The sequence below is a fragment of the Pseudomonas boreofloridensis genome (assembly GCF_030580795.1).
In the GTDB taxonomy this organism is placed as follows: Bacteria; Pseudomonadota; Gammaproteobacteria; order Pseudomonadales; family Pseudomonadaceae; genus Aquipseudomonas; species Aquipseudomonas boreofloridensis.
Genome location: NZ_JAUQOQ010000025.1, coordinates 1 through 19,817 on the forward strand (window position 1 = coordinate 1; position 19,817 = coordinate 19,817).

Sequence of the window (19,817 nt, forward strand, 5' to 3'; positions counted from 1 at the left end):
GAAGTGATGCGCTTGAAGAAGGCTGCAGTGCTAACGCTGTTCACTTGAGATCTGTCGTGCTGGCATTGGGGCTGCTGCGCAGCCCATCGCGGCACAAGGCCGCTCCCACAAAAATCCGTGCCAGGCCCTGTTTTCAGGGGGTACGCGGACGTTGTGGGAGTCCAATCCATGCATACCGCTGCTGGAGCGCATGAAGACTGGCAAGGCGCCGGCTGCGGTGAAGTCGAAGAAGTGATGCGCTTGAAGAAGGCTGCAGTGCTAACGCTGTTCACTCGAGATCTGTATTGCGGGCATTGGGGCTGCTGCGCAGCCCATCGCGGCACAAGGCCGCTCCCACAAAAATCCGTGCAAGGCCCTGTTTTCAGGCGTTACGCGGACGTTGTGGGAGTCCAATCCATGCACACCGCTGCTAGAGTGCATGAAGGCTGGCAAGGCGCCGGCTGCGGTGAAGTCGAAGAAGTGATGCGCTTGAAGAAGGCTGCAGTGCTAACGCTGTTCACTTGAGATCTGTATTGCGGGCATTGGGGCTGCTGCGCAGCCCATCGCGGCACAAGGCCGCTCCCACAAAATCCGCGCAACCCCTGAAAACAGGGGCCTTGCACGGATTTTGTGGGAGCGGCCTTGTGCCGCGAAAGGGCCGCAAAGCGGCCCCGACGATACCTGACTTACAGGCCTTCGAGCAGGTCCGACATGTCGTCGGCGTGCTCTTCTTCCTGGGCGAGGATGTCTTCGAAGATGCGGCGAGTGGTTGGGTCTTTGTCGCCGATGTACTGGATGATCTCGCGGTAGCTGTCGATGGCGATGCGCTCGGCCACCAAGTCTTCGAGGACCATTTCCTTCAGGTTGGAACCGGCCACGTACTGGGCGTGGGAGTTCTTGCTCAGGTTGTCCGGGTTGAAGTCCGGTTCGCCACCGAGCTGCACGATACGCTCGGCCAGCTTGTCGGCGTGCTCGGATTCCTGGTTGGCGTGCTCGAGGAACTCCTCGGCGGCGACGCTGGCCTTGATGCCGCTGGCCATGAAGTAGTGGCGCTTGTAGCGCAGGGTGCAGACCAGCTCGGTGGCCAGCGACTCGTTGAGCAGGCGGATGATCTCTTCACGGTCGGCCTTGTAGCCTTCGGTGATGGCGCCGTTCTCGACGTGCTCACGGGCACGATGGCGCAGGGTTTCGATGTCGGTCAGTACAGAGTTGCTCATGGGATTCTCCAGTCGAATCAGCTTTTCAGGTCAGAGTCTCGAGAGGTTTTACGCGCCAGGCACGGCCTTGCGGTCCTCTTCTCGTTGCTTGCAGGTCTTGAAACCTTTGGCGTCGACATGCCCGCTGGCGTCGAAGCGCACGTAGTAAGGCTGCTGCTTGCCATCCTTGTTGAGGATGTAGTCGTTGCAGATGCCCCCGTTGGGCAGGTCGCTCATGTTCGACGGACTACCGCCGATGGCGATGACCTTCTGCGTGGTCATGCCGTTCTCGACCTGCTTGACCAGCGGCTCGTTGCGGAAGGTGACGTAGTCGACCGGATTTTCCGGGCGGCTGTTGCTGCTGCAGGCGGCGAGGGCTGCGCTGGCGATCAGGACGGCCAGGGTCGCTTTGCTCATGATTACGCTCCTTGCAAAAGGTCCGTTACGGGTGGCTGTTAAGCTTGGAACCGCACGGCGCGTCAGGAGTTCGATTCATCAAGCGAAGCGGCAAGAGGCCGGAATACGGGGCCTGGCCGAGGATGTAAAAATTCTTGTCTACACTCAGCAGGACGAGCGCGCATCCAGCGCGCAGACAAGGAGACCACTCCATGAAGCTGCTGCACGTGTCATTGCTGGTGTTGGGCATGTCGATCGCCGGGCAGGGATTCGCCGCCACGGCGCAACAGGAAAAGATGAAGACCTGCAACGCCGAAGCCACGGGCCAGTCGCTCAAGGGCGATGCGCGCAAGGCGTTCATGAGCACCTGCCTGAAGAAGTCGCCCCCCACCCAGCAGGAGAAAATGAAGACCTGCAACGCTGACGCCAGCGGCCAGTCGCTCAAGGGCGACGCACGAAAAGCGTTCATGAGCGACTGTCTGAAGAAGAAGTGACCGGTGCCTATGCCTGTCGCCTGAAGGCTGGCAGACTGCGGATCTTCCCGCTGTCTGCCGCCGAGGCTGTATGACCTTCACTCCCCGCCAGATCATCCTGGCCAGTTGCATCATCGTGGTTGCCGGCCTGCTCCTGGCGTTGCCCCTGAAGTTGTTGCCCAGCCTGCTGGCCGGCCTGCTGGTGTTCGAACTGGTGAACATGCTCACCCCGCGCCTGCAACCGCTGATCGCCGGTCAGCGCGCCCGTTGGCTGGCGGTGGCGCTGTTGGGCACCTTGGTGGTCACCAGCCTGGCGTTGCTGATCGCCGGCGCCTTCAGCTTCCTGCTGCACGAGGCCGAGAACCCCGGCGCTTCGCTGGACAAGTTCATGGGCCTGGTGGAGCGCGCGCGGGGTCAGTTGCCGCCGTTCATCGAGGGTTACCTGCCCGCCAGCGCTGCCGAGTTCAAGGTGGCCATCGGCGACTGGATACGCAGTCACCTGAGCGATCTGCAACTGGTGGGCAAGGGCATGGCACACATGTTCGTGACCCTGCTGATCGGCATGATTCTCGGCGCCATCATCGCTTTGCAGCGCATCCCCGACCTGTCCCGGCGCAAGCCGCTGGCGGCCGCGCTGTTCGAGCGCCTGAGCCTGCTGGTGCAGGCGTTTCGCAACATCGTCTTCGCGCAGATCAAGATTTCCCTGCTCAACACCACCTTCACCGGCATCTTCCTGGCCGTGGTGCTGCCGCTGTTCGGCGTGCACCTGCCGTTGACCAAGACCCTGATCGTGCTGACCTTCCTGCTGGGTCTGCTGCCGGTGATCGGCAACCTGATCTCCAACACGCTGATCACCATCGTCGGGCTGTCGCTGTCGATCTGGGTGGCGGCTGCCGCGCTGGGTTACCTGATCGTGATCCACAAGGTCGAGTATTTCCTCAACGCGCGCATCGTCGGCGGGCAGATCCGCGCCAAGTCCTGGGAACTGCTGCTGGCGATGCTGGTGTTCGAAGCGGCGTTCGGGTTGCCGGGGGTGGTGGCGGGGCCGATCTACTACGCCTACCTGAAGAGTGAGTTGCGGCGTATGGAACTGGTTTGAAGGCCATCGGGGCTCTAGCGCAGGTTGCCCGCGCTAGAGCCCCGCGCGATCTCAGTCCGCCCCGTAGCGCTTGCGCGCTTCGATCGCCAGCCCGCTGCCGATGCTGCCGAAGATGTTCCCTTCCACGTGCCGGGCGTTGGGCAGCATCGCCGCGACGCTATTGCGCAGCGCCGGGATGCCGCTGGAACCGCCGGTGAAGAACACCGTGTCGACCTGCGCTGCCGTTACCCCGGCCTTGACCAGCAGCTCGTCGACACTGCCGCGCACCCGTTGCAGCAAACCGTCGATGGCGTCTTCGAACAAGGCCCGGCTCAACTGCGCCACCAACCCCGACTCGACCCGGCCCAGGTCGATGCTGCGGCTGTCGCGCTCGGTCAGCTCGATCTTGCTGGCCTCCACTTCCATCGCCAGCCAGTGCCCGGCGCGCTGTTCGATCAGGTTGAACAGCCGGTCGATGCCCAGGGTGTCCTCGATGTCATAGCGCATGTTGCCCAGGGCCAACTGCGATTTCTGGCCATACAAGGCGTTGATGGTGTGCCAGGTGGCCAGGTTCAGGTGATAACTGGTGGGCATCAGCGCGCCGCTTTTCATTCGGCTGCCATAGCCGAACAGCGGCATCACGCCTTGCAGGCTGAGCTGCTTGTCGAAGTCGGTACCGCCGATGTGTACGCCGCCGGTGGCGAGGATGTCGTCCTGGCGCGCGTCCAGCCGATGACGCTCGGGTGACAGGCGGATCAGGGTGAAGTCCGAGGTACCGCCGCCGATATCGACGATCAGCACCAGCTCTTCAGCGGCGATGCCCGACTCGTAGTCGAAGGCGGCGGCGATGGGTTCGTACTGGAACGACACGTCCTTGAAGCCGATCTTGCGCGCCACCTCGGCCAGGGTATCCTCGGCCTCCTGGTCGGCGGCCGGATCGTCGTCGACGAAGAACACCGGGCGGCCCAGCACCACCTGCTCGAAACTACGCCCGGCACTGGCTTCGGCGCGCTTCTTCAGTTCGCCGATGAACAGTCCCAGCAGGTCCTTGAACGGCAACGCGCTGCCCAGCACGCTGGTGTCGTGCTTGATCAGCTTGGAGCCCAGCAGGCTCTTGAGCGAGCGCATCAAGCGGCCTTCGTAGCCTTCGAGGTACTCGTGCAGGGCCAGGCGGCCGTACACCGGGCGACGCTCCTCGATGTTGAAGAACACCACCGACGGCAAGGTGATCTTGCCCTCTTCCAGGGCGATCAGCGATTCGACGCCCGGGCGGTGCCAACCCACGGTGGAGTTGGAGGTGCCGAAGTCGATGCCGAGGGCGCGGGCCGGGGATACGTCAGACATGGGGGAAAGCTTCCGGAGGCAAAACGGCCGCGCAGTTTATGCCAGTGGCCGACAGAATCAAGACCGATCGTCTGTCATGGCGCAACGCCAAACGGCCCTTGAAAGGCTATGCTTCACCCCTATCTTCACAAGCAGCACGATATTTCCTACTGGTGATCCTTAGATGGACTTCAAAGACTATTACAAGGTACTCGGCGTTGACCCCAGCGCGGACGAGAAGGCGATCAAGGCGGCCTACCGCAAGCTGGCGCGCAAGTATCACCCTGACGTCAGCAAGGAGCGCGACGCCGAGGACAAATTCAAGGAGGCCAACGAGGCCTACGAAGTATTGGGCGACGCCACCAAGCGCGCCGAGTACGACGAGATCCGCAAGTACGGTGGCCAGCACGGCCGGCCGTTCCAGGCACCGCCGGGCTGGGAAAGCCGTGGCGGTGGCGGCGGTGGTTTCGAGGGCGGCGATTTCTCCGACTTCTTCAGCTCGATCTTCGGTGCCCGTGGCGGCAATCCCTTTGGCGGCGCGCGCGGCCAGCAACAGCAGCGCAGTGCCGGCAGGCGAGGGCAGGACGTGGAACTGGAACTGGCGGTGTTTCTCGAAGAGACCTTGAGCAAGGAATCCAAGCAGATCAGTTTCCAGGTGCCGCAGACCAACGCCGCCGGGCAACGCACCGGCTTCACCACCAAGACCCTGAACGTGAAGATCCCGGCCGGCGTCACCGACGGCGAGCGCATCCGCCTCAAGGGCCAGGGCGCACCGGGTGCGGGCGGCGGCGCCAACGGCGACTTGTTCCTGACCATCCGCATGGCGCCGCACCCGCTGTTCGACGTCGAGGGCCACGACCTGATCATCACCGTGCCCCTGGCACCGTGGGAAGCCGCCCTGGGCACCAAGGTGGCGGTGCCGACGCTCACCGGCAAGATCAACCTGACCATCCGCCCCGACAGCCAGAGCGGCCAGCGCCTGCGGGTCAAGGGCATGGGCCTGGCCACCAAGCAGGGCGAGCGCGGCGACCTCTACGCCCAGCTCAAGGTGGTCATGCCGAGCACCTCCGATGCGACCACCCGCGAACTGTGGACCAAGCTCTCCGAGCAGGCCGCGTTCAACCCGAGGACACAATGGAGTAAGTGACCATGAGCAGCACCCTGATCGTTCAACTGGACATGCGAACCCTCTGCCAGGAAGCCAACCTCACGGCCGACTGCGTGATCGAGATCGTCGAGCACGGCATCGTTGAACCCTCAGGGCGAACGCCCGACGACTGGGTGTTCGACGACCACGCGCCGGTCACCGTCAAGCGCGCGGTGAAGCTGCACCAGGAGCTGGAGCTGGAATGGGAAGGGGTGGCGCTGGCGCTGGAACTGCTGGAGGAAGTGCAGCAGTTGCGCAGCGAGAACAGCATGTTGCGCCAGCGTCTGGGGCGGTTCACCCAGATGTGATCCTGCCGGTGCTCAACGTCAGCTTCAGCGGGGCTCGGCACCTGGGTTGAGCAGCAGTTGCATGAAGGTCAGATCCAACCACCGGCCGAACTTCACCCCCACCTGCGGCATCTGCCCGGTCACGGCGAAGCCCAGGCGTTCGTGCAGGCGGATCGAGGCGGTATTGCCGCTTTCGATGGCTGCCACCATGACGTGCTTGCCGCCGCGGCGGGCACGCTCGATCAGCGCCTGCATCAGCAGCGGCCCCAGGCCTTTGCCACGCTGGTCGCCGCGCACGTACACCGAGTGCTCCACCGTGTGGCGGAAACCTTCGAAGGGGCGCCAGTCGCCGAACGAGGCGTAGCCGAGCACGCCGCTGTCGTCGGTCGCCACCAGGATCGGGTAGCCCTGCTCGGCCCGGGCGGCGAACCAGGCCTGACGGTTGGCCAGGTCCACCGGGGTTTCATTCCAGATCGCCGTGGTGTTGCACACGGCGTCGTTGTAGATGTCGAGGATGCCGGCCAGGTCGTCGGGCCGGGCATCGCGGATGCAGTCGCTCATGGCAGTGTCTCGCGAAGTCGAGGCCGCAGATTAAATGGTTACCAGCCCGCGCACACCCTCGGCCTGCATGTTTTCGCCACGGCCGCGCTGCACGATCTCGCCACGGGCCATCACCAGGTACTGGTCGGCCAGCGCCTCGGCGAAGTCGTAGAACTGTTCCACCAGCAGGATCGCCATGTCGCCGCGCTGCGCCAGGCGGCGGATCACCGCGCCGATTTCCTTGATCACCGAGGGCTGGATGCCTTCGGTGGGCTCGTCGAGAATCAGCAGGCGCGGGCGGCTGGCCAGGGCACGGCCGATCGCCAGTTGCTGCTGCTGGCCGCCGGACAGATCGCCACCTCGGCGCTGCTTCATCTGTTCGAGCACCGGGAACAGTTCATAGATGAACGCCGGCACCTGCCGCGCCTCGCGGGCGCTGAAGCGCGACAGGCCCATCAGCAGATTCTCCTCCACCGTCAGGCGCGGGAAGATTTCCCGGCCTTGGGGCACGTAGGCGATGCCCGCGTGCACCCGCTGCTGGGGCTTGAGCGCGGTGATCGGCTTGCCTTCCCATTCGATGCGGCCCTCGCGGGCGGGCACCAGGCCCATCAGGCAGCGCAGCAGGGTGGTCTTGCCCACGCCGTTGCGGCCCAGCAGGCAGGTCACTTCGCCGACCTTGGCCTCGAACGACAGGCCTCGCAGGATGTGGCTGCCGCCGTAGTATTGGTGCAGTGCGTCGATTTTCAGCATGTTCTGCCATCCGATGATTCAGGTCGTGGGCGCGGGCTCGCCCCGCGCTAGCGCCAGACCTGCAAATGATGTTGGCCGGGCAGGTCTAGACGCGGGGCATGCCCGCTCCCACGCCGATTCAGCTGCTCCCTAGCGACCGAGGTACACCTCGACCACCCGCTCATCCGCCTGCACCTGTTCCAGCGATCCGTGCGCCAGTACGCTGCCGTGGTGCAGCACGGTGACATGATCGGCGATGCTGCCGACGAAGCCCATGTCGTGCTCCACCACCATCAGCGAGTGCTTGCCCGCCAGCCCCTTGAACAGCTCGGCGGTGAACTCGGTCTCGGCGTCGGTCATGCCCGCCACCGGCTCGTCGAGCAGCAGCAACTGCGGCTCCTGCACCAGCAGCATGGCGATCTCCAGGAACTGCTTCTGGCCGTGCGACAACAGCCCGGCCTGGCGCGAGGCCTGGCTGTGCAGGCGCACGGTGCTCAGCACCTGGTCGATACGCGCGCGTTGCGCGTCGGTCAGCCGCGCGGTCAGGCTGGCCCACACCGATTTGTCGGTCTTGAGCGCCAGTTCGAGGTTCTCGAACACCGTCAACGCCTCGAACACCGTCGGCTTCTGGAATTTGCGGCCGATGCCGGCCTGGGCGATCTGGTATTCGCTCAGGCGGGTCAGGTCGAGGGTGTCGCCGAAGAAGGCGCTGCCGCTGTCCGGCCGGGTCTTGCCGGTGATCACGTCCATCAGCGTGGTCTTGCCGGCGCCGTTCGGGCCGATGATGCAGCGCAGTTCACCGACGCCGATGTACAGGGTCAAGGCGTTGAGCGCCTTGAAGCCGTCGAAGCTGACGCTGATGTCCTCCAGGCTCAACACGGTGCCGTGGCGGGTGTCGAGTCCGGCCTTGCGGGGCTGGCCCAGGCCGATGGCATCGCGACCGCTGCCGAGCTGATCGAACACCGGCTCGAGCATGAACTCCGGGTGTACCGCAGGCAGGCCTCTCATGGCTGGCTCCTTTTCTTCAGCAGCCCGACCACGCCCTTGGGCAGGTACAGGGTGACCAAAATGAACAGTGCGCCGAGGAAGAACAGCCAGAACTCCGGGAAGGCCACGGTGAACCAGCTTTTCATCCCGTTGACCAGACCGGCGCCGAGCAGTGGGCCGATCAGCGTGCCGCGTCCGCCCAGGGCCACCCACACTGCGGCCTCGATGGAGTTGGTCGGCGACATCTCGCTGGGATTGATGATGCCCACCTGCGGCACGTACAAGGCACCGGCCAGGCCACACAGCACGGCGCTGAGCACCCACACCAGCAGCTTGAAGCCGCGCGGGTCGTAGCCGCAGAACATCAGGCGGTTCTCGGCGTCGCGCAGGGCGGTGAGCAGGCGGCCGAACTTGCTGCGGGTCAGCCGCCAGCACAGGTACAGGCTGCTTAGCAGCAAGGCCACGGTCAGCAGGAACAACACCGCCCGTGTGCCGGGCGCGGCCACGTCGAAGCCGACGATGGTGCGGAAGTTGGTAAAGCCGTTGTTGCCGCCAAAGCCGGTCTCGTTGCGGAAGAACAACAGCATGCCGGCGAAGGTCAGGGCCTGGGTCATGATCGAGAAGTACACGCCCTTGATCCGCGAGCGGAAGGCGAACCAGCCGAACACCAGGGCCAGCAGCCCCGGCGCCAGCACCACCAGGCACAGTGCCCAGGCGAAATGCTGGGTGCCGGCCCAGTACCACGGCAGCTCGCTCCACGACAGGAAGGTCATGAAGCCAGGCAGGCCGTCGCCGGCGGCCTGGCGCATCAGGTACATGCCCATGGCGTAGCCGCCCAGGGCGAAGAACAGGCCGTGGCCCAACGACAGCAACCCGGCGTAGCCCCAGACCAGGTCCAGGGCCAGGGCGACGATGGCGTAACAGAGGATCTTGCCGACCAGCGTCAGGGTGTAGGCCGAGACCTGCAGGGCGTGCCCCTCGGGCAATAGCGACAACAGCGGCAGGGCGATCAGCACCAGGGTCAGCAGGGCGCCGAGGGCCAACGACAGCCGAGGCCCGGCCTTGTGCGCGGCGGTGACAAGCAGTGGCTGGTTCATCAGTCGATTACCCGTCCCTTGAGGGCGAACAGACCTTGCGGGCGCTTCTGGATGAACAGAATGATCAGCGCAAGGATGAGGATCTTGCCGAGCACCGCACCGATCTGCGGTTCCAGCAGCTTGTTGGCGATGCCCAGACCGAAGGCCGCCCAGAGGCTGCCGGCCAGTTGCCCGACGCCACCGAGCACCACCACCAGGAAGGAGTCGATGATGTAGCTCTGGCCCAGGTCCGGGCCGACGTTGCCGACCTGGCTCAGGGCCACGCCACCGAGGCCGGCGATGCCCGAACCGAGGCCGAAGGCGAGCATGTCCACGCGGCCGGTGGACACCCCGCAGCACGCCGCCATGTTGCGGTTCTGGGTGACGGCACGCACGTTCAGCCCCAGCCGCGTGCGGTTGAGCAGCAGCCAGGTGAGCAGCACCACGGCCAGGGCGAAGCCGATGATCACCAGGCGGTTGTACGGCAGCACCAGGTTCGGCAGCACCTGCACGCCGCCGGACAGCCAGGCCGGATTGCTCACTTCGACGTTCTGCGCGCCGAACAGCAGGCGCACCGCCTGGATCAGGATCAGGCTGATGCCCCAGGTGGCCAGCAGGGTTTCCAGGGGGCGGCCATAGAGGTGGCGGATGACCGTGCGCTCCAGCGCCATGCCGACCCCGGCGCTGATGGCGAAGGCCACCGGCAGGGCGATCAGCGGATAGAACTCCAGGGCGCCGGGGGCGTAGCGCTGCACCAGCACCTGGACCATGTACGTGCTGTAGGCGCCGAGCATGAGCATTTCGCCGTGGGCCATGTTGATCACCCCGAGCAGGCCGAAGGTGATAGCCAGGCCCAGCGCCGCCAGCAGCAGGATTGAGCCCAGCGACAGGCCGCTGAAGGCCTGACCGAGCAGTTCGCCGATCAACAGCTTGCGTTGCACCTGGGCCAGGCTGGTCTCGGCGGCGGTGCGCACGCCCGGATCGCTTTCCGCACCGGGTTGCAGCAGTGCTTCGAGTCGGGTTCGGGCCAGCGGGTCGCCCGTCTCGCCAAGCAGGCGCACGGCGGCCAGACGTACCTGCGGTTCGCTGGCGCCCAGTTGCAGGTTGGCCAAGGCCAGGCCCAGCGCGGCGTGCACCGCCGGGTCGGACTCCTGGGCGAAAGCGCGGTCGAGCGTTGCCATCTGCGCCGGTTGCGCGCTTTTCTGCAACTGCTGGGCCGCGCCCAGGCGCACACGGCTGTCGCCTGCGGACAATTGGTGGCTGGCCAGGGCGTTGTCGATCAGGCCGCGCAAGCGGTTGTTCAGGCGCACCTTGCGCGTGTCATCGGCGGCGATGCGGCCCTCGCGCAGGTTCTCCAGCAGCGCCAGGCGCGCAGGGTCCGGTTGCGCAGCCCAGCGTTCGAGCAAATTGGCCTGCTCGGCAGGCTTGGCCGCGAGGAAAAATTCGCCCTCGCTAGCCTCGGCTGCCAGCGGCAGGAGCAGTAACAGCGTCAGCAGCAGTCTGAGCATGTGGGCAGTCCTGGAAATCGGAGGTGGATTCATCGCGGGGCAAGCCCGCTCCCACCGGGGCTGTGTAACCCCATGTTCATGGGGTCACGCGGCTGTTGTGGGAGCGGGCTCGTCGCGCGATTGGGCCGCCGCGCGGCCCCCTGCACTCAGTTGCCTTTCACCGCATGGTCAGGCCGCTTGTCGTTGCCCGGAATGAACGGGCTCCAAGGCTGCGCGCGCAGTGGCTGTTCGGTCTCCCAGACCACGCTGAACTGCCCGTCGTCCTGGATCTCGCCGATCATCACCGGCTTGTGCAGGTGGTGGTTGGTCTTGTCCATGGTCAGGGTGAAGCCCGATGGCGCCTGGAAGGTCTGCCCGGCCAGCGCTTCGCGCACCTTGTCCACATCGGTGGACTTGGCTTTTTCCGCTGCCTGCGCCCACATGTGGATGCCCACGTAGGTAGCTTCCATCGGATCGTTGGTCACCGCCTTGTCGGCGCCGGGCAGGCCTTTGGCCTTGGCATAGGCCTTCCAGTCAGCCACGAACTTCTGGTTGACCGGGTTATCCACCGACTCGAAGTAGTTCCAGGCCGCCAGGTGACCGACCAGCGGCTTGGTGTCGATGCCGCGTAGCTCTTCTTCACCCACCGAGAACGCCACCACCGGCACATCGGTGGCCTTCAGGCCCTGGTTGGCCAGTTCCTTGTAGAAGGGCACGTTGGAGTCGCCATTGACCGTGGAGATCACGGCCGTCTTGCCGCCAGCGGAGAACTTCTTGATGTTGGCGACGATGGTCTGGTAATCGGCGTGGCCGAACGGGGTGTACACCTCTTCGATGTCCTTGTCGGCCACGCCTTTGCTGTGCAGGAAGGCGCGCAGGATCTTGTTGGTGGTGCGCGGATACACGTAGTCGGTGCCCAGCAGGAAGAAGCGCTTGGCGCTGCCGCCGTCTTCGCTCATTACGTATTCAACCGCTGGGATCGCTTGCTGGTTAGGCGCCGCACCGGTGTAGAAAACGTTTGGCGACATCTCTTCACCCTCGTACTGCACCGGGTAGAACAGCAGCCCGTTGAGTTCCTCGAACACCGGCAGCACGGACTTGCGCGACACCGACGTCCAGCAGCCGAACACCACCGCGACCTTGTCCTGGGTCAGCAACTGGCGGCTCTTCTCGGCGAACAGCGGCCAGTTGGACGCGGGGTCTACCACCACAGGTTCGAGCATCTTGCCGTTGACCCCGCCCTTGGCGTTGATCTCGTCGATGGTCATCAGCGCCATGTCCTTGAGCGACGTCTCGGAGATGGCCATGGTGCCGGACAGCGAATGCAGGATGCCGACCTTGATGGTCTCGGCGGCCTGGAGGCTCCAGCTCAGGCCCATGGCCGCGAGCGATGCGCTGAGGGTAAAGGCCTTGATCAGACTGCGACGCTTCATGTGCTCTCTCCGCTGCGTTGTTGTGGTGTTGGCGCAGGGGAGACTGCAAAGGCTGTGCCGTGGTGCGCAAAGGCACGCGGCAGACGGGCTGTGCTTCGGGGCGGGGCGTAGGCGGGGGCGAGGTTGGTGCTCTGTGGTGAGGGCTGCACCGAGTTGGGGCCGGGGCGGGGTGATCGGGGCCGCACGGCGGCCCCGCGTCAGTCAATCGCGACGCACGGCGCCGCGCGCCTGGCGCTTGCTGCGCACGAACTGGTAAGTCACCGCCAGAATCAGGAACCACAGCGGCGTGACCACCAGCGCCGAGCGGGTATCGGCCTCCAGGCTCAGCAGCACCAGGATGAAGGCGAAGAACGTCAGGCACACGCAGCACATGAAGCGTCCGCCCGGCATCTTGTACTTCGAGGCCTGGTGCAGGGGCTCACGGTGCTTGCGGTAGCTCAGGTACGACAGCAGGATCAGCGTCCAGACGAACATGAACAGCACCGCCGACACCGTGGTCACCAGGGTGAAGGCTTCGATCACGTTCGGCACCAGGTAGATCAGCACCGCGCCCAGCAGCAGGCAGGTGCAGGAGAAGTACAGGCCGTTGGCCGGGACGGCGCGGCGCGACAGTTTCTCGAACGCCTTCGGTGCGTCGCCTTCCTGGGCCAGACCAAAGAGCATGCGGCTGGTGGAGAACACGCCGCTGTTGGCCGAGGACGCCGCCGAGGTCAGTACCACGAAGTTGATGATGCTCGCCGCTGCCGGCAGGCCGGCCAGCACGAACAGCTCGACGAACGGGCTCTTGCCCGGCACCACGTCGCGCCATGGGGTCACGGCCATGATCGCGATCAGTGCCAGCACGTAGAACACGATGATGCGGATCGGGATGGAGTTGATCGCCCGGGGCAAGGTGCGCTCGGGGTTCTTCGCTTCGGCGGCGGTGGTGCCCACCAGCTCGATGCCGACGAAGGCGAACACGGCGATCTGGAAGCCGGCGAAGAAGCCCATGACCCCATGCGGGAACATGCCGGCGTCGTTCCACAGGTTGGCCAGTTGCGCAGTGCGCCCGCTCGGCGAGGTGAAACCGGTGACCACCATGTACAGGCCGGTGGCGACCAGGCCGAGGATGGCGATGATCTTGATCAGGGCGAACCAGAACTCCATCTCGCCGAACAGCTTGACCGTGACCAGGTTCAGCGACAGCAGCACCGCCACGCAGGTCAGTGCCGGTATCCACTGGGGAAGCTCCGGAAACCAGAATTGCGTATAGGCGGCGATGGCGACCACGTCGGCGATGCCGGTGACCACCCAGCAGAACCAATAGGTCCAGCCGGTGAAGTAGCCGGCCCAGGGGCCGAGCAGGTCGGCGGAAAAGTCGATGAACGATTTGTAGTTCAGGTTCGACAGCAGCAGCTCACCCATGGCGCGCATGACGAAGAACAGCATGAAGCCGATGATCATGTAGACGAAGATGATCGACGGACCGGCCAGGCTGATGGTCTTGCCCGAGCCCATGAACAGGCCGGTGCCGATGGCGCCGCCGATGGCGATGAGCTGAATGTGGCGGTTGGTCAGGTTGCGTTGCAGATGCTGGTCATCTGTCGGGGAGGGAGAGGTTTGGGTCATAGGCTGCATTCCATTGAGGGTCAGTCTTTTTGTGCGCGAAAGCCGGGTAGGCTATCACGTCGCGTTCCGATCGCGGGTGTGGCAGATCGGCACGATCTTGACGGTGCAGACAGGACTATCACCTGACCGGCATCAAGCGTTGCCCTTTTCCCAGGTCAACCCGCCTGCACCGCTGCACCCGCGAAAACATACTGCTGTTCACGCCTGAACCGCGGCCCGACTCCGCCGTATCACCAAGCTGTCGAGCGCCCACATCACCAGCATCGATACTCCCACCAATGGGAAGACCACGCCCAGCACCAGCATCACCCCCACGGCGGCCTTCCAGCGTGGCAGGTCATGGCGCAGCGGTGGTACGCCCAGGCTGCCGCTGGGTTTGCGTTTCCACCACATGACCAGCCCGCTGACCGCGCCCAACAGAATCATCAAGCACACCAGCAGGATGATCGCCTGGTGCACCGGGCCGAACATCCGCCCCTCATGCAGCATCACCCCCAGCTCAGTGGCGCGCGCCGCCGTGCCGTAGTCCTGCCAGCGCACGTCGGCCAGCACCTGGCCGGTGTACTGGTCCACATGCAGGGTGGCGTCGTGGCGCGGGTCGTCGGCGAACACGGCGATGGTGAAGACGCCGTCGGCGGTGGTCGGCGCAGTGATGCTGTAGCCGGGCGTCACGCCACGCGCGTCGGCCAGGTCCTGGACTTGCTGCAAACCGATTTGCGGCGCCGCTGGAGCACTGTGGCCGGTGTGATGGCCCCTATGCTCGGCGTGCGCACCGGACACCGGCATCGGCGTATTTTCCAGGGCCCAGGGCACGGTTTGGCGGTGAGCGTCGTTGAGCGCACCGGCCTGTTGGTCCGAGGTGGGCACCGTAGTCCACATGGCCGCCGGAAAGCGGTTCCACAGCTCGGCGTATTGCTTGCCCCAGAAGCCGGTCCAGGTCATGCCGCTGAGCAGCATGAACAGCAGCAGTGCCGATCCCCAGAAGCCGACGACCGCATGCAGGTCGCGCCACAGCAGGCGCCCGCGCGCCGTCAGGCGTGGCCACAGCACGCCGGCGCCGCTGCGTCCTCGCGGCCACCACAAGTACAGCCCGGACACCACCAGCACGATGCCCCAACCCGCCGCCAGTTCCACCAGACGGTCGCCCAGGGTGCCGATCATCAGTTCGCCGTGCAGGGCGCGGGCGATGGCTTGCAGGTTGCGCTTGCCGTCCTGGACGCCCAGCACTTCGGCGCGGTAGGGGTCGACGAACACGTTCAGCTCACGGCCGCCGTCGTGCACCACGAACTGCGCACTGCGCTCGGCGTTCAGCGGCGGCAGGTACTGGCCGATGTGGCCCTGGGGATAGGCCTGCCGCACCTTGGCCAGCAGCGTGTCGGCGCTCTGGCGCTGCGCGCCGGCCTCGACCACCATCAGGTCGCGGTACATCCAGGGGTCGAGCTGCGGCTTGAACAGGTAGACGATCCCGGTGAGCGCCAGCAGGATCATGAACGGTGCGACGAACAGCCCGGCGTAGAAGTGCCAACGCCAGGCCAGGTTGTAGAAGGAAGGCTGCGGTTGTTTCACGGTATCTCCCGTTCGCCCCAGCGGGCGCGGTGTTGGCCGCGTCCGCGGGGTCGATGTCGTTGTTGTTATGTCAGAAGCTGAAATCGACCTTGGTCCAGAAGGTTCTGCCCGGCTCGTTGACCGGCTGCGGATCGGCGGCCGGATAGCCGAACCCGGCGTTGCCGGCCAGGTTCAGGTGCTCGGCGTAGGTCTTGTCGAACAGGTTGTCGACACCGGCGCTGAGCTTGAGGTTACGGTTGACCTTGTAGGCTCCGTTAAGCGAGAACACGCCGAATCCGCCGCTCTTCTCGTAGTCCTTGCCGACCACGTTGCCCTGGTTCTGGGCGATGCGGTTCTGCGCCGCCACCAGCCGCCACAGCCCGCCGACGCTCCAGGCGTCGCGACTGTAGGTCAGGCCCAGGCGACTTTCCAGCGGTGGCATCTGCGGCAGCGCCTTGCCGTCGCTGCTGTTTTTGCCCCAGGCGTAGGCCAGGGTGGCGTCGGCCTTCCAGTTGTCGGTCAGCGCATAGGCCGCGCCCAGTTCGCCGCCCATGATGCGCGCATCGATGTTCTGCGCCTGGGTGCTGCTCATGCCCATCATGCCGGTGCGGTAGTCGAACAGGATGTAGTCGCGGATCTGCCCGACATAACCCGATGCCCAGGCCTCCAGGCGCTCATCCTTGTACTGGATGCCAACGTCGAGCTGGGTGGTCTTCTCCGGCTTGATGGCGTCGAAGGCGTTCACCGCGCCGTTGGGGCCCTGCTTGGGCGAGAACAGCTCCCAGTAGTCGGGGAAGCGCTGGGCGTGGCCCAGGCCGATGTAGGCGGTGGCCGGGATTGCCGCGAGGTCGTGCTCGTAGCGCACGAAGCCGCTGGGCAGGGTGTCGGCGCGGGTGTCGCCGACGGTGGCGCTGGCCTGGCGGAAATCGCGGGCCGAAGCACGGTCCAGGCGGGCGCCGGCGATCAGCCGGTCTTCGCCGGTGGCGTACCAGGTCAGCTCGCTGAACGCCCCGTAGTTGTGGAAGTCGGCGTCCTTGGTCCAGGGCTGGCCCTTGTGGGCGTCGACGCCCATGCCGCCGCGCTTGCGGTGCTCGTTGGTCTGCGCGTCGAGGCCGCTGATCAATTGCACGTCGGCCCAGCGCCAGGTGGCCTTGAGGCGCGCGCCGAGGGTGCGGCGGTCGACGTTGCTGACCATGGGCATGCCCATCATGCCGCGCCCGGACGGGGTGCGCAGGCTGTAGTTGTCCATCACGTGGTCGGCGTAGTTGTAGTAGACCTGCGCCTCGACCGTGTCCAGCACCTCGCCCAGGTTGGACTTCTCGAAACGCAGGCCCAGGCTTTCGCGCTTGAATTGCGAGCCGTCCATACCGCGGCCGGCATAGCGCGCCTCGCCATCGCCCTTGCCAGCCGTGAGTTCGAGCAGGGTATCGGCGTCCGGGGTCCAGCCCAGGGTGACGTCGCCATTCCACTTGTCCCAGCGCGACGGCACCGTGTCGCCGTGGCCATCGTGGTAGTCGTCGGCGCGCGACTGGTTGCCGACGAAGCGGGCGTAGCCCTGATCGTTGCCGGCGGCGGCGTCGAGCACCTTGTCGAAGCGCCCGTTGGAGCCGGTCAGCAGGCTGGCGTTGACGCGGCTGCCGAGGGTGCCGAACTGTTCGGGCTCGCGCTCGAAGAGGATGGTCCCGGCCGAGCCGCCAGGCCCCCAGATCACGCTCTGCGGGCCTTTGATCACGGTCAGGCGGTCGTAGGTTTCCGGGGAGATGTAGGAGGTCGGCGCGTCCATGCGGTTGGGGCAGGCGCCGAGCATCACGCCGCCGTTGGTGAGGATGTTCAGGCGCGAGCCGAACATGCCGCGCAGCACCGGGTCGCCGTTGGTGCCGCCGGAGCGGATGGCGGAGAAGCCGGGGATGGTCTTGAGGTAGTCGGCGCCGTCGCTGGCCGGCACCGGCTGGCGGGGATCCTTGGGGTTGGTGACCACGGTCAGCGGCGAGCTGGGGGCCACGGCAGTGATCACCGTCGGGCTCAGCTCGGGTGCGTCATGGTGCGAGTGGTCGGCGGCGACGGCCAGCGCGAGAGGGCTGAGCAGCGAGCCGCAGAACAGGGCGAGGGTGCGCGGTAGCGCAGGGGTACGGGTGCAGCCGGACATAATGATTCCAGTCGATCAGTCGTGAAGACGCCCAAGGCCACCTGGCCTTGGGCATGAAGGGGGTTCAGACGACGATCGACAGGGGCGGCGCACGGCTGCGCGCGCCGGGAAACACGGCATGCAGGGCATGGCCCTGGCGGGTGGGAATGGCGCCCAGGGTGGGCGGCGCCAGGCGGCCAGCACTGAGCGGGCTGAGGGTCTGGGGCAGGGCAGGGCAGTTGAACAGCAGGCTGCAATAGCCGCAGCGTTCCCAGTCGGCGTGCAACTGGCCGTCGTTGCAGTGGTCCTGCGCGGCCGGCTCGGCGTGCGCCATGGGCATGCTCATGTCCATCGCCATGCCGGCGTGGTGATCCATCGGCAGCGACTGGGAAACCAGCGGCCCGATGAAGATCATCCACATGGCGAACAGGCTCAGCCAGCCGCCACCGACGCGCCTGCGATCAGGGCGGGTGTTGCGGGCTGTGCGTGTGCGCGACAGGCTCATGGCCAGCGCCGATCAGCGGTCAGTGCGCGTGGGCGTGTCCGGCCTGTTCGGCGGGCGGCTGCTTCTGCACCACCACCTGGACGGTGACGTCGCCGGCCTTCTCGAAGTGCAGGGTCAGCGGGAAGCGCTTGCCGTCCTCGAGCAGGCTACGGTCCTTGGGCTGCATCAGCATGACGTGGTAGGCGCTGGGGGCGAACACCACGTCCTTGCCCGCGGGCACCTCGACGCCCTTGACCTGCTGCATCTTCATGGCGCCGGTGGTGGTTTGCACATGCTCGTGCAACTGGGTGTCGTCGCTGATCGGGCTGTCGGCGCCGAGCAGGCGATCGTCGCTGGCGCCGTTGTTGTGCACGACGAAGTAGGCGGCGACGTTAGGGGCGTTGGGCGGTAGTTGCAGCGACCAGGGATGGGCGATATGCAGTTCGCCCACGCTGTATTCGTGGGCGTTGGCGAAGGCGCCGGGCAGCAGCAGGGCGGCCAGGACGAGGGCATGCTTGAGCATTGAATGTTCTCCGGTCTGTCGAGGTTCAGGGACGGCGTCGTGAACTCAGACCAGGGGAGAGGCGCGCGGATTGAGCGCCGGCCACAGTTGGCGCGGCGTCGGCTGGTGCGCGGGCAGTGGCGGTGACTGGGCGTAGCTGCGCCCGGGCGGGCTGTGCAGGTGCGGCGCGTGGCCGGTGAGGGCGAGCGCCGGAGCGCTGCCGGAACAGCACCAGCAGTGTTGCATGCCGGCGTGTTGGTCCTGCTGGCCGAGATCGATCTTGGCCAGGGACTGCACGTCGAACGTGGCCTTGCTCGCCCCGCTGGAGCAGAAGGCACCCCACAGCAACTGCTCGGCCGCACCCTTGGGTGCGGCCGAAGACAGCGGCATGGCCAGCAGGTTGAACAGCACTGCAAGGCAGGCTATCCAGGCAATGTGCCGACGTGGGGTCATGGAAAGATCCGGTCAGGAATCAGGTGGCTATTGTACGGCGCAGTATAGGGAAAAACGCCCCGGTGCGGTGATCTGCCGCAGAGGCGAGTCGCCTCGTCAAACCTTGCCGCGCCCCAGCAGCCCGCGCACGGTTTCCTGCAGGTCCGCCGGTAGCACCACGATCTTCGAATTGTCGCTGCCGGCCAGGTTATCCATGGCGTCGATGTAGCGCTCGCCCAGCAGGTACATGGCGGGGGTGGTTTCGTTACCCACCGCATCGCGCACCAGCGAGATCGCCCGCGCCGAGGCTTCGGCCAGGCTGATCTGTGCTTCGGCATCGAGGCGGGCGGCCTGCAGGCGTGCCTCGGCTTCGAGGATCGCCGCCTGTTTGGCACCTTCGGCGCGGGTCACGTCGGCCTTGCGCTCACGCTCGGCGGCGGCCTGGCGTTCCATGGCCTTCTGCATGTTCTCCGAGGGCTTGATGTCCTGGATCTCCACCGAGCGCACGGTCACGCCCCAGTCTTCGGTCTGCTCGGACATCGCCTCGCGCAGGCGTGCCTTGATCTGCTCGCGGCTGGACAGCGCTTCGTCCAGGTCCATGGCGCCGACGATGGCGCGCAGCGAGGTCATGGTCAGGCTGGTGACGGCGAAGGAGAAATTCTGCACGCCATAGGAGGCTTTCTGCGGGTCCACCACTTTGGCGAAGCACAGGGCATTGGCGACGATCACCGCGTTGTCGCGGGTGATGATTTCCTGCTGCTGCACGTCGAGGATGATGTCCTTGGTCGGCAGGCGATAGGCGACCACGTCCATGTACGGCACGAGGATGTTCAAGCCGGGCTTGAGGGTGCTGTGGTAGCGACCCAGACGCTCGACGATCCATTCCTCGCCCTGGGGGACGATGCGCACGCCCTTGAACACGGTGATCAACACGAACAGCGCGATGGCGCCGACGACGATGAGGCTGGTCATTGCTAGCTTCCTTTCAGT

Annotated in this window: 21 protein-coding genes; 5 read left to right on the plus strand and 16 right to left on the minus strand. The window is 65.6% G+C overall.

Annotated features, from left to right (window positions below):
* Positions 1-168 precede the first annotated feature (168 nt).
* Positions 169-504, plus strand: a complete 336-nt coding sequence (locus Q6A47_RS21075; RefSeq protein WP_304485272.1) for a hypothetical protein — start codon at positions 169-171, stop codon at positions 502-504.
* Between the two features lie 161 nt (positions 505-665).
* Here the strand turns inward: Q6A47_RS21075 and Q6A47_RS21080 are convergent, their stop codons facing one another.
* Both Q6A47_RS21080 and osmE read right to left on the minus strand, forming a co-directional pair.
* The gene (locus Q6A47_RS21080; RefSeq protein ID WP_029613665.1) at positions 666-1,196 is read right to left on the minus strand and encodes a ferritin-like domain-containing protein; all 531 of its coding nucleotides are present in this window, start codon (positions 1,194-1,196) and stop codon (positions 666-668) included.
* Positions 1,197-1,244: 48 nt separating this feature from the next.
* Positions 1,245-1,592 (minus strand): osmotically-inducible lipoprotein OsmE, encoded by a 348-nt coding sequence (gene osmE / locus Q6A47_RS21085; protein WP_116887474.1) that lies wholly within the window; start codon positions 1,590-1,592, stop codon positions 1,245-1,247.
* Positions 1,593-1,783: 191 nt separating this feature from the next.
* Between osmE and Q6A47_RS21090 the strand changes: the two genes are divergently transcribed.
* Entirely contained in the window at positions 1,784-2,065 is a 282-nt protein-coding gene (locus Q6A47_RS21090; RefSeq protein ID WP_029613666.1) for a PsiF family protein, read from the plus strand.
* Between the two features lie 70 nt (positions 2,066-2,135).
* Complete coding sequence (locus Q6A47_RS21095; RefSeq protein ID WP_304485273.1) at positions 2,136-3,143, plus strand: AI-2E family transporter; 1,008 nt, start codon at positions 2,136-2,138, stop codon at positions 3,141-3,143.
* Positions 3,144-3,194: 51 nt separating this feature from the next.
* On the opposite strand, the gene Q6A47_RS21100 is transcribed toward Q6A47_RS21095, so the two are convergent.
* A complete protein-coding gene (locus tag Q6A47_RS21100; protein WP_304485274.1) occupies positions 3,195-4,466 on the minus strand; it encodes an Hsp70 family protein in 1,272 nt (423 codons plus the stop codon).
* 163 nt (positions 4,467-4,629) lie between these two features.
* Between Q6A47_RS21100 and cbpA the strand changes: the two genes are divergently transcribed.
* Positions 4,630-5,592, plus strand: a complete 963-nt coding sequence (gene cbpA / locus Q6A47_RS21105) for a curved DNA-binding protein (RefSeq protein WP_029613669.1) — start codon at positions 4,630-4,632, stop codon at positions 5,590-5,592.
* A 2-nt stretch (positions 5,593-5,594) separates the two neighbouring features.
* A complete protein-coding gene (locus tag Q6A47_RS21110) occupies positions 5,595-5,900 on the plus strand; it encodes a chaperone modulator CbpM (protein WP_039582903.1) in 306 nt (101 codons plus the stop codon).
* A 24-nt stretch (positions 5,901-5,924) separates the two neighbouring features.
* Here the strand turns inward: Q6A47_RS21110 and Q6A47_RS21115 are convergent, their stop codons facing one another.
* The 13 genes from Q6A47_RS21115 to Q6A47_RS21175 all read right to left on the minus strand — a co-directional run bounded on the left by Q6A47_RS21115 (position 5,925) and on the right by Q6A47_RS21175 (position 19,799).
* Complete coding sequence (locus Q6A47_RS21115) at positions 5,925-6,440, minus strand: GNAT family N-acetyltransferase (RefSeq protein WP_304485275.1); 516 nt, start codon at positions 6,438-6,440, stop codon at positions 5,925-5,927.
* 30 nt (positions 6,441-6,470) lie between these two features.
* Positions 6,471-7,169, minus strand: coding sequence for an urea ABC transporter ATP-binding subunit UrtE (urtE, locus tag Q6A47_RS21120; protein ID WP_039582907.1), 699 nt, complete (start codon positions 7,167-7,169; stop codon positions 6,471-6,473).
* A gap of 129 nt (positions 7,170-7,298) precedes the next feature.
* Entirely contained in the window at positions 7,299-8,156 is an 858-nt protein-coding gene (gene urtD, locus Q6A47_RS21125) for an urea ABC transporter ATP-binding protein UrtD (RefSeq protein ID WP_304485276.1), read from the minus strand.
* Entirely contained in the window at positions 8,153-9,232 is a 1,080-nt protein-coding gene (gene urtC / locus Q6A47_RS21130) for an urea ABC transporter permease subunit UrtC (RefSeq protein WP_029613671.1), read from the minus strand. The genes urtD and urtC overlap by 4 nt, the downstream gene beginning before the upstream one ends.
* Positions 9,232-10,752: an urea ABC transporter permease subunit UrtB gene (gene urtB / locus Q6A47_RS21135; RefSeq protein WP_369811577.1), complete on the minus strand. Its 1,521-nt coding sequence runs from the start codon at positions 10,750-10,752 to the stop codon at positions 9,232-9,234. The genes urtC and urtB overlap by 1 nt, the downstream gene beginning before the upstream one ends.
* Before the next feature lie 113 nt (positions 10,753-10,865).
* Complete coding sequence (gene urtA, locus Q6A47_RS21140) at positions 10,866-12,131, minus strand: urea ABC transporter substrate-binding protein (protein WP_304485278.1); 1,266 nt, start codon at positions 12,129-12,131, stop codon at positions 10,866-10,868.
* Positions 12,132-12,332: 201 nt separating this feature from the next.
* Positions 12,333-13,739 carry a D-serine/D-alanine/glycine transporter gene (cycA, locus tag Q6A47_RS21145; protein ID WP_304485279.1) on the minus strand — a complete coding sequence of 469 codons (1,407 nt, stop codon included), beginning with the start codon at positions 13,737-13,739 and terminating at the stop codon, positions 12,333-12,335.
* Positions 13,740-13,937: 198 nt separating this feature from the next.
* Positions 13,938-15,305: a PepSY-associated TM helix domain-containing protein gene (locus tag Q6A47_RS21150; protein ID WP_304485280.1), complete on the minus strand. Its 1,368-nt coding sequence runs from the start codon at positions 15,303-15,305 to the stop codon at positions 13,938-13,940.
* Between the two features lie 70 nt (positions 15,306-15,375).
* A complete protein-coding gene (locus Q6A47_RS21155; RefSeq protein ID WP_304485281.1) occupies positions 15,376-17,430 on the minus strand; it encodes a TonB-dependent copper receptor in 2,055 nt (684 codons plus the stop codon).
* 64 nt (positions 17,431-17,494) lie between these two features.
* On the minus strand, positions 17,495-17,914 hold the full coding sequence (locus tag Q6A47_RS21160) for a DUF2946 domain-containing protein (protein ID WP_304485282.1): 420 nt from the start codon (positions 17,912-17,914) through the stop codon (positions 17,495-17,497).
* 19 nt (positions 17,915-17,933) lie between these two features.
* Positions 17,934-18,416 carry a copper chaperone PCu(A)C gene (locus tag Q6A47_RS21165; protein ID WP_039582919.1) on the minus strand — a complete coding sequence of 161 codons (483 nt, stop codon included), beginning with the start codon at positions 18,414-18,416 and terminating at the stop codon, positions 17,934-17,936.
* 45 nt (positions 18,417-18,461) lie between these two features.
* A complete protein-coding gene (locus tag Q6A47_RS21170) occupies positions 18,462-18,848 on the minus strand; it encodes a DUF2946 domain-containing protein (RefSeq protein WP_116887480.1) in 387 nt (128 codons plus the stop codon).
* A 96-nt stretch (positions 18,849-18,944) separates the two neighbouring features.
* Positions 18,945-19,799: an SPFH domain-containing protein gene (locus Q6A47_RS21175; RefSeq protein WP_039582922.1), complete on the minus strand. Its 855-nt coding sequence runs from the start codon at positions 19,797-19,799 to the stop codon at positions 18,945-18,947.
* Positions 19,800-19,817: the final 18 nt, after the last annotated feature.

Coding starts and splice junctions, on each gene's coding strand:
- urtB (WP_369811577.1), bottom strand. CDS start 10,752: ATGAATCCACCTCCGATTTCCAGGACTGCCCACATGCTCAGACTGCTG.
- urtC (WP_029613671.1), bottom strand. CDS start 9,232: ATGAACCAGCCACTGCTTGTCACCGCCGCGCACAAGGCCGGGCCTCGG.
- Q6A47_RS21170 (WP_116887480.1), bottom strand. CDS start 18,848: ATGACCCCACGTCGGCACATTGCCTGGATAGCCTGCCTTGCAGTGCTG.
- Q6A47_RS21160 (WP_304485282.1), bottom strand. CDS start 17,914: ATGAGCCTGTCGCGCACACGCACAGCCCGCAACACCCGCCCTGATCGC.
- Q6A47_RS21095 (WP_304485273.1), top strand. CDS start 2,136: ATGACCTTCACTCCCCGCCAGATCATCCTGGCCAGTTGCATCATCGTG.
- Q6A47_RS21090 (WP_029613666.1), top strand. CDS start 1,784: ATGAAGCTGCTGCACGTGTCATTGCTGGTGTTGGGCATGTCGATCGCC.
- osmE (WP_116887474.1), bottom strand. CDS start 1,592: ATGAGCAAAGCGACCCTGGCCGTCCTGATCGCCAGCGCAGCCCTCGCC.
- Q6A47_RS21165 (WP_039582919.1), bottom strand. CDS start 18,416: ATGCTCAAGCATGCCCTCGTCCTGGCCGCCCTGCTGCTGCCCGGCGCC.
- urtE (WP_039582907.1), bottom strand. CDS start 7,169: ATGCTGAAAATCGACGCACTGCACCAATACTACGGCGGCAGCCACATC.
- cbpA (WP_029613669.1), top strand. CDS start 4,630: ATGGACTTCAAAGACTATTACAAGGTACTCGGCGTTGACCCCAGCGCG.
- urtD (WP_304485276.1), bottom strand. CDS start 8,156: ATGAGAGGCCTGCCTGCGGTACACCCGGAGTTCATGCTCGAGCCGGTG.
- cycA (WP_304485279.1), bottom strand. CDS start 13,739: ATGACCCAAACCTCTCCCTCCCCGACAGATGACCAGCATCTGCAACGC.
- Q6A47_RS21155 (WP_304485281.1), bottom strand. CDS start 17,430: ATGTCCGGCTGCACCCGTACCCCTGCGCTACCGCGCACCCTCGCCCTG.
- Q6A47_RS21075 (WP_304485272.1), top strand. CDS start 169: ATGCATACCGCTGCTGGAGCGCATGAAGACTGGCAAGGCGCCGGCTGC.
- Q6A47_RS21110 (WP_039582903.1), top strand. CDS start 5,595: ATGAGCAGCACCCTGATCGTTCAACTGGACATGCGAACCCTCTGCCAG.
- Q6A47_RS21080 (WP_029613665.1), bottom strand. CDS start 1,196: ATGAGCAACTCTGTACTGACCGACATCGAAACCCTGCGCCATCGTGCC.
- urtA (WP_304485278.1), bottom strand. CDS start 12,131: ATGAAGCGTCGCAGTCTGATCAAGGCCTTTACCCTCAGCGCATCGCTC.
- Q6A47_RS21100 (WP_304485274.1), bottom strand. CDS start 4,466: ATGTCTGACGTATCCCCGGCCCGCGCCCTCGGCATCGACTTCGGCACC.
- Q6A47_RS21175 (WP_039582922.1), bottom strand. CDS start 19,799: ATGACCAGCCTCATCGTCGTCGGCGCCATCGCGCTGTTCGTGTTGATC.
- Q6A47_RS21115 (WP_304485275.1), bottom strand. CDS start 6,440: ATGAGCGACTGCATCCGCGATGCCCGGCCCGACGACCTGGCCGGCATC.